At 69.9% G+C, this 6,781-nt stretch carries 6 protein-coding genes; 5 read left to right on the plus strand and 1 reads right to left on the minus strand.

The annotated features are described in order from the left end of the window. Positions 1–329: 329 nt before the first annotated feature. Together KHA85_RS15710 and cynS are read left to right on the plus strand one after the other, a co-directional pair. The gene (locus KHA85_RS15710; RefSeq protein ID WP_308936974.1) at positions 330–1,295 is read left to right on the plus strand and encodes a formate/nitrite transporter family protein; all 966 of its coding nucleotides are present in this window, start codon (positions 330–332) and stop codon (positions 1,293–1,295) included. Further along, positions 1,292–1,741, plus strand: coding sequence for a cyanase (gene cynS / locus KHA85_RS15715; RefSeq protein ID WP_213186529.1), 450 nt, complete (start codon positions 1,292–1,294; stop codon positions 1,739–1,741). Before KHA85_RS15710 ends, cynS begins: the two co-directional genes overlap by 4 nt. Positions 1,742–1,852: 111 nt before the next feature. Here the strand turns inward: cynS and KHA85_RS15720 are convergent, their stop codons facing one another. Beyond that, entirely contained in the window at positions 1,853–2,353 is a 501-nt protein-coding gene (locus tag KHA85_RS15720) for an SRPBCC family protein (protein ID WP_213186533.1), read from the minus strand. A 217-nt stretch (positions 2,354–2,570) separates the two neighbouring features. Between KHA85_RS15720 and resB the strand changes: the two genes are divergently transcribed. The 3 genes from resB to KHA85_RS15735 all read left to right on the plus strand — a co-directional run bounded on the left by resB (position 2,571) and on the right by KHA85_RS15735 (position 6,765). Beyond that, positions 2,571–4,259, plus strand: coding sequence for a cytochrome c biogenesis protein ResB (gene resB, locus KHA85_RS15725; RefSeq protein ID WP_213186530.1), 1,689 nt, complete (start codon positions 2,571–2,573; stop codon positions 4,257–4,259). Then, positions 4,256–5,296: a c-type cytochrome biogenesis protein CcsB gene (ccsB, locus tag KHA85_RS15730; protein ID WP_213186531.1), complete on the plus strand. Its 1,041-nt coding sequence runs from the start codon at positions 4,256–4,258 to the stop codon at positions 5,294–5,296. The genes resB and ccsB overlap by 4 nt, the downstream gene beginning before the upstream one ends. A gap of 278 nt (positions 5,297–5,574) precedes the next feature. Then, positions 5,575–6,765, plus strand: coding sequence for an MFS transporter (locus tag KHA85_RS15735; RefSeq protein WP_213186532.1), 1,191 nt, complete (start codon positions 5,575–5,577; stop codon positions 6,763–6,765). Positions 6,766–6,781: the final 16 nt, after the last annotated feature.

Consider the following 6,781-nt stretch of genomic DNA (forward strand, 5'->3'; position numbering starts at 1 on the left):
ACGCCACCAACACCACCGCCATCATCGGCGAACCGGTCAAAGTCGCCCCGGCGGTCCTCGGACGTCCGCGGGTCGAGGAGCCCGCGCCCACGGACGATGCCGCCGAGCCGTACCGCGGGCGCACCCTCGGCCGCGACTACACCGGCGGAGCCGCGACCCAGGGCTAGAGAAGCGCGACACAAGGCTAGACCGGCACGAGCCTCACCAGCGGTGCGCGTGGCGGTGAGCAAAGAGTTACCGATCCACACAACAGAGACACGGACCGGACATACAGCGCGCCCAGACTCGACGCGGTACGACCATCCACCGCAGCACAGCTGGAGGCACCCGTGTCCTACGTCCAACCACCGGACTTCACCCGCGCGATGATCGACGCCGGCGCCAAGAAGGTCCACCTGTCCACCCGCGACACGCTCATCCGCGGATTCATGGCAGGGGCGATCCTGGCGCTCGCGGCGGCCTTCGCCGTCACCGTCACCGTCCAGACCGGCAGCGCGCTCCTCGGCGCCGTGCTCTTCCCCGTGGGCTTCATCCTCCTGTACCTGCTGGGCTTCGACCTGCTCACCGGCGTGTTCACGCTCGTGCCGCTGGCGCTGCTCGACAAGCGCCGCGGAGTCACTTTCGGTGGGCTGCTCCGCAACTGGGGGCTGGTCTTCGTCGGGAACTTCGCCGGCGCGCTGACCGTGGCGTTCCTCATGGCGTTCATCGTCACCTACGGCTTCAACGTCGCCCCCGACGAGGTCGGCCAGCGTCTCGGCGAGATCGGCGAGGCGCGGACCCTCGGATACGCCGAGCACGGCGCCGCCGGGATGGCCACGCTGTTCTTCCGCGGCGTGCTGTGCAACTGGATGGTCTCGACCGGGGTGGTCGCCGCGATGATGTCCACCAGCGCGAGCGGCAAGGCGCTGACCATGTGGATGCCCGTGATGCTGTTCTTCTACATGGGCTTCGAGCACTCCGTGGTCAACATGTTCCTGTTCCCCAGCGGCCTCATGCTGGGCGGCGACTTCTCGCTCGGCGACTACCTCGTGTGGAACGAGATCCCGACCGTCGCAGGCAATCTCGTCGGCGGACTGCTGTTCGTGGGGCTCACTCTCTACGTCACCCACGCGCGGACGAAGGAGCGGCGGACGTCGGAGTCGGCGTCGGCGAGTGGCGCAGTCGCTGAGCCGGTCGCCGAGCCGTCCACCACCGCGCCCGCCGCCACCGCTGCGCCCGTCGCCACCAGCGTGCCCGCCACCGCTGCGCCCGTCGCGGTCATCAGCGAGCCCGCCGTCGTAGAGGCCCATCGATGATCCCGATCATGTCCAAGAGCGAGGCAGCGGCCCACGTCGATTCGGCCCGCATCTGCCAGGGCCGCACCTGGGCGGAGCTGGCCGAACACCTGGGGACCCCGCTCGTGTGGACCACGGCCGCTCTACTCGGCCAGCACCCGATGTCGACCGAGCAGGCGAGGTCGGTGTGCGACCTGCTGGAGCTGGGCGACGACGTTGCGGAGGGCCTCGCCCTACAGCCGGGGCGCGGCACGCCGGCGGAAGCGATGGCAGACCCGACGATCTACCGCTTCACCGAGGCGTTGTCGGTCTACGGGCCGGCGCTCAAGGCGCTGATCCACGAGGAGTTCGGCGACGGCATCATGAGCGCGATCAACTTCCGGGTGGACATCGCCCGGCGGCCCGACCCGGACGGTGACCGCGTGGTGATCACCCTGGACGGCAAGTTCCTCGACTACCGGTGGTGATGGGGGTGACGGTAGCGACGGCAGTGGCGGCGGTGACCGCGGCGCCGGTGGTGACGGTGGTGAGGTCCACGCCGACGAGACAGACGACGAAGTCGACGACGACGAGAACGCTCAGCCGGCCCGACCCGCGTACCGCTCGGCGGCCAGGGCGGCGAGCGTGCGCAGGAACCGCCGGAAGAGCAGGTTCATGACGGGCCGGACCACGGTGAGGGACAGATTCGTCGGCGCGTTCCCGTGCAGCGCGAGAGTCCAGGTGAGGCGGCAGCCGCGGTCCGTGGGCTCGATGTCGTAGGCCTCGGCGAAGGCCCGCACGGCACGGAGCGAGCAGGCGGTGAACCGGAAGGCCATGTGCCGCCCGGTCTCCCAGGCGAGGAACTCCTCGTCGCCGCCGAGCCCACCCAGCATGTGGACGGTGCGCGTGGTGCCCACACCGTGCGGGGGATCGCTGGTCCAGTCCACCTTGGTGATCACCCCCGCCCAGCGCGGCCACGCGTCGGCGTCGAGGAAGATCTCGAACAGTTGCTCCGGGGCGGCGGGGATGTGCACGGAGTTGGAGAACCGGAACCGCGCGGTGGAGGTGTAGTCGAGACCGACGGGCTCGCAGGGGTGCATGGTGGGCGCGGCGCTCCGGGTCATGGCCGGAGGCTAGAACAGCCCCGGGCTCCCGTGGTGGGTCACCGGGAGAGCCGCGCCACACCCCGCCTGACCTCCCCGGAGGCGGCCGCACACCCGCCCGCACCCTGCCAGGTTCCGCTCAGGATCGCCGGGCTAGCCTGGGTGCGACCGGCGCCGAGTCGCCTCGGCGCGCCGCGACCCGCAGATGGACCCCATGCCAGAGCCCAGAACTGCCGCTGCCCGCTCACCGCTGGGCACCGTCACCTCCTTCCTCCGCAACGCCTGGCGCACTCTCACCGCCATGCGCACGGCGCTCATCCTGCTCTTCCTGCTGGCCGTCGCGGCCGTCCCGGGCGCCCTACTGCCGCAGCGCAGCCTCAACGAGGGCAACGTCAACGAGTACATCGCCGAGAACGGCTGGCTCGGCGAGCTCTACGACCGCCTCCAGCTGTTCGACGTGTTCTCCAGCTGGTGGTTCACGGCGATCTACGTCCTGCTGTTCATCTCGCTGGTCGGCTGCCTCACGCCGCGCTCGATCGAGCTGGTCAAGCAGCTGCGCACCCCGCCGCCGCTCACGCCGCGCAACCTGTCGCGCCTGCCGCACCACGCCGCCTACCGAACCACGGCCACCCCCGAGCAGGCCGCCGAGCAGATCCGCCGCGAGCTCAAGGGCCGGGTCCGCCGCAACGACGGCGACGGCCGCGTCCCCGGCACCATCGAACTGTCCTCCGAGCGCGGCTACATGCGCGAGGTGGGCAACATCGTCTTCCACTTCGGCCTGTTGGCGCTGCTCATCATGTTCGCGGCCGGCAAGTTCGTCTACGCGGAGGGCATGCGCGTCATCATCGCCACCGAGGAGTCGCCGGCGTTCTGCAACACCACGCCCAGCGCGTACGACTCGTTCCGCGCGGGCCTGCTCGTCGACGGCACGGACCTCGAGCAGTTCTGCATCAAGGTCGAGGACTTCCGCGCCGACTACCTGCCCAATGGCCAGGCCGAGATGTTCACCTCCAACGTGCGCTACAGCGAAGAGGTCACCACCACGGACCCGGACACGTGGGAGTCGTACGAGATGCGGGTCAACCACCCCTTGCGCATCGGATCGACCCGCGTCTACCTGCAGGGCCACGGTTACGCGCCGACGTTCACGGTGACGTTCCCGAACGGCGAGACACGCACGGACACGCAGCACTGGCAGCCGACCGAGCTGCAGACCTTCTTGTCGTCGGGCATCATGCGCTTCGACCCGCCCGCAGGCATGTACCCGGACCTGGCCGAGCGGCGCACGCAACAGATCGCGATCCAGGGCCTCTTCGCCCCGACCGCCCAGTTCGACGGCACGCTGCTAAGCTCCCGGTTCCCGCGGATGGACGATCCGGCGGTGGCGATCGACGTCCACCGCGGCGACGCCGGCCTCGACACGGGCCGCCCGCAGTCGATCTTCTCCCTGGACTCGGACCTCATCGAGTCGGGCGTCCTCAACCGCGAGGCGCGCGTCAACCTCAGGCCGGGCGAGTCCACGACGCTCGCCGACGGCACCGAGGTCCGCTTCGACGGCGCGGAGGAGTTCATCAACATCCAGGTCTCCTCCGACCCCACGCAGATCTGGGTGGGGGTGTCCGCCGCGGTCATGATGGGCGGGCTGGTGTTGAGCCTGATGGTGCGGCGCCGGCGGATCTGGGCGCGGGTGAGTGTCGACGACGACGAGGTCACCCGCGTCGAACTGGGAGGCCTCGCCAAGACGGACCGGTCCGGCTGGGGGAGCGAATTCGACGAGCTCCGCGATCGGCTGGTCGCGGCGTCGGCCGTCACACCCGTCTTGCCGGGTGGGGCCGACAAGGACCACACTTCATCTAGTCGCGGCACCGCCGGCGACGACGTGCGGAAGGACGACACCCGGTGATCACTTGGACCCTCGCGCAGGGACTGCCCGTCGACGAGACCCTGTCGACGTACTCGGACCTCGCCTTCCGGACGGCGTTCGGGATCTACGCCCTGGCGCTCGTCGCGTCGCTGATCTACTACGCGGGCTTCCGCGTCCCGAAGGTCTCGCACCAGCAGCTCGTGGCGGCCGGGCGGGGTGCAGCCGCCGGCGGGTCGGGAACAGTCGGTGGCCCGGACGTGGGCCTGACGGAGTCGAGGTCGCTCACCGACACCGGTGACGAGAACCGCGCCTCCGAGGGCAACGTGCGGTGGGCGCGGATCGCGCAGCTGTTCATCGTGGTGGCGTTCCTGTTCCACGCCGGGTCGATGATCACGCGCGGGCTGGCGACGGACCGGTTCCCGTTCGGCAACATGTACGAGTTCATCCTCGGCACCACCCTGCTCGCGGTGGGAGCCGGGCTGGTGTTCCTGCGCAAGCCGGCGCTGCAGACGGCGTGGCCGTTCATGCTGGTGCCGGTGCTGGTGCTGCTGTTCTTCGGCGGGACCCACCTGTACTCGGAGGCCGCGCCCGTGGTGCCGGCGCTGCGCTCGTACTGGCTGCCGATCCACGTCACGATCATCTCGCTGGGCTCGGGCATCCTGCTCGTCCCGGGTGTCGTGTCGATCATGTACCTCATCCGCGTGTGGCAGCCGCAGGGCGAGGAGCGGGGCTGGGGCGCGCGGCTGGCGCGTCCGCTGCCCGCCGCCGAGACCCTCGACCGGCTGGCGTACCGCGCCACGGTCATCGGCTTCCCGGTCTTCGGCGTGGGCATCCTGCTCGGCGCCGTGTGGGCGGAGAGCGCGTGGGGCCGCTTCTGGGGCTGGGACCCCAAGGAGACGGTGTCCTTCATCTCGTGGGTGCTCTACGCCGGCTACCTCCACGCCCGCGCGACGTCGGGCTGGGGCCCCAAGAAGGCGGCGTGGATCAACATCGCCGGCTTCGCGGTGCTGGTGTTCAACCTGTTCTTCATCAACATCGTGGTCTCGGGCCTGCACTCCTACGCCGGGCTGAACTGAGCCCCGGGCGGGGACCGCGCAACAGCCCGGCGTTCTCGTGCTGGTCGCGCCTGCGATCGGCGCGCGCTCGGAGGACCCGGCGGGCCGTCTCGTTCGCGGAACGGACCGCTCAGCAGCACACCGACCAGGAGAGCCCTGCACTTGCTGCGCTCTCATCGTGGCAAGAGAAATTCAGGTTCGCGCCGTTGAGCTGGTCTGGACGAACTCGCTCGACGAACCGGAGGGGTCTTGCAGGTTTACTCGGGAATACGAAACCGCCCGGAACGTGCGGCCGTGTTGTGAGCAGCGATGGTCCGGGATTGCGGCCGGGTACCCCGCCGTACCGCCGGTTGCTGGCGGCGTTGTTCTTCATAGGCGTCGCCACGTTCGCCCAGCTCTATTCGCCCCAGGGGCTGCTGCCGCTGACCGCAGACGACCTTCTCGTCAGCCCCGACCGCGCCGCACTCATGATCTCCGCCGCAACCCTCGGCGTGGCATTGGGCGTCATCCCGTGGTCGTATGTCGGCGACGCGGTGGGCCGCAAGCAGGCGATGCTCACCGCGATCGCACTGGCCTGCCTCTGCGCGGCGCTGATCACGATCATGCCCGGGTTCTGGTGGATGCTCGTCCTGCGGTTCGTTGAAGGCCTCATGCTTGGCGGGGTGCCCGCACTGGCCGTGGCATACCTCAGCGAGGAGGTCAGCCCGAAGGTCGCCGCGATCGCGGCGGGCACGTACGTGTCCGGCACGACCATCGGCGGCCTCGCCGGGCGGATCATCGCCGCGCCCATCGGTCAGGCGATCGGCTGGGAACTCGGGATGCTCTCGGTCACGGGGCTCGCGGTGCTCTGCGTGCTCATCTTCCTGCGCGCCGCCCCGCGTGCCCAGAACTTCACCCCTCGCGTCACCCGGTTGCGGGAGGCGATGGCCGCGCTGCTGGGCAACCTGCGCTCGCCGACCCTGTGGGTGGTCTACCTGCAGGGCTGCCTCACGATGGGCGGGTTCGTGGCCGTCTACAACTTCCTCGGCTTCCGGCTGGCGGACCCGCCGTTCTCGCTGCCCATCTGGCTGGTGTCGTTCATCTTTCTGGCCTACCTCGCCGGCACCTTCTCGGCGCCCCGTGCAGGCGTGATGGCCTCGCGGTTCGGCCGCAAGCCGGTGCTCATCGCGGGCAACCTGACGATGATGGCGGGAACCGCGCTCACCCTGGTCGCGAACCTGTGGGCGATCATCGCCGGCACGGTGATCCTCACGGTGGGGTTCTTCGCCGCGCACGCCGTGGCCTCGGGCTGGGCGGGGTCCGCGGCGGTGGCGGGGCGTTCCCAGTCCTCGTCGCTGTACAACCTGGGCTACTACGGCGGCTCGTCACTGTTCGGGTTCGCGGGCGGGATTTTCCTGCACGTGGCGGGCTGGCAGGGCACCGTCGCGATGGTGCTGGGCCTGACCACCGCGGCGACCCTCCTGGCCGTGCTGGTCCTACCGCGGAACTAGGCCCACGCCGGCCCCC

It is taken from the genome of Dietzia massiliensis, assembly GCF_018390595.1.
GTDB classification, from domain to species: Bacteria; Actinomycetota; Actinomycetes; order Mycobacteriales; family Mycobacteriaceae; genus Dietzia; species Dietzia massiliensis.

Excerpts from the sequence above, each read along its gene's own strand:
- KHA85_RS15720 (WP_213186533.1), bottom strand. The coding sequence starts at position 2,353 with ATGCACCCCTGCGAGCCCGTCGGTCTCGACTACACCTCCACCGCGCGG.
- cynS (WP_213186529.1), top strand. The coding sequence starts at position 1,292 with ATGATCCCGATCATGTCCAAGAGCGAGGCAGCGGCCCACGTCGATTCG.
- resB (WP_213186530.1), top strand. The coding sequence starts at position 2,571 with ATGCCAGAGCCCAGAACTGCCGCTGCCCGCTCACCGCTGGGCACCGTC.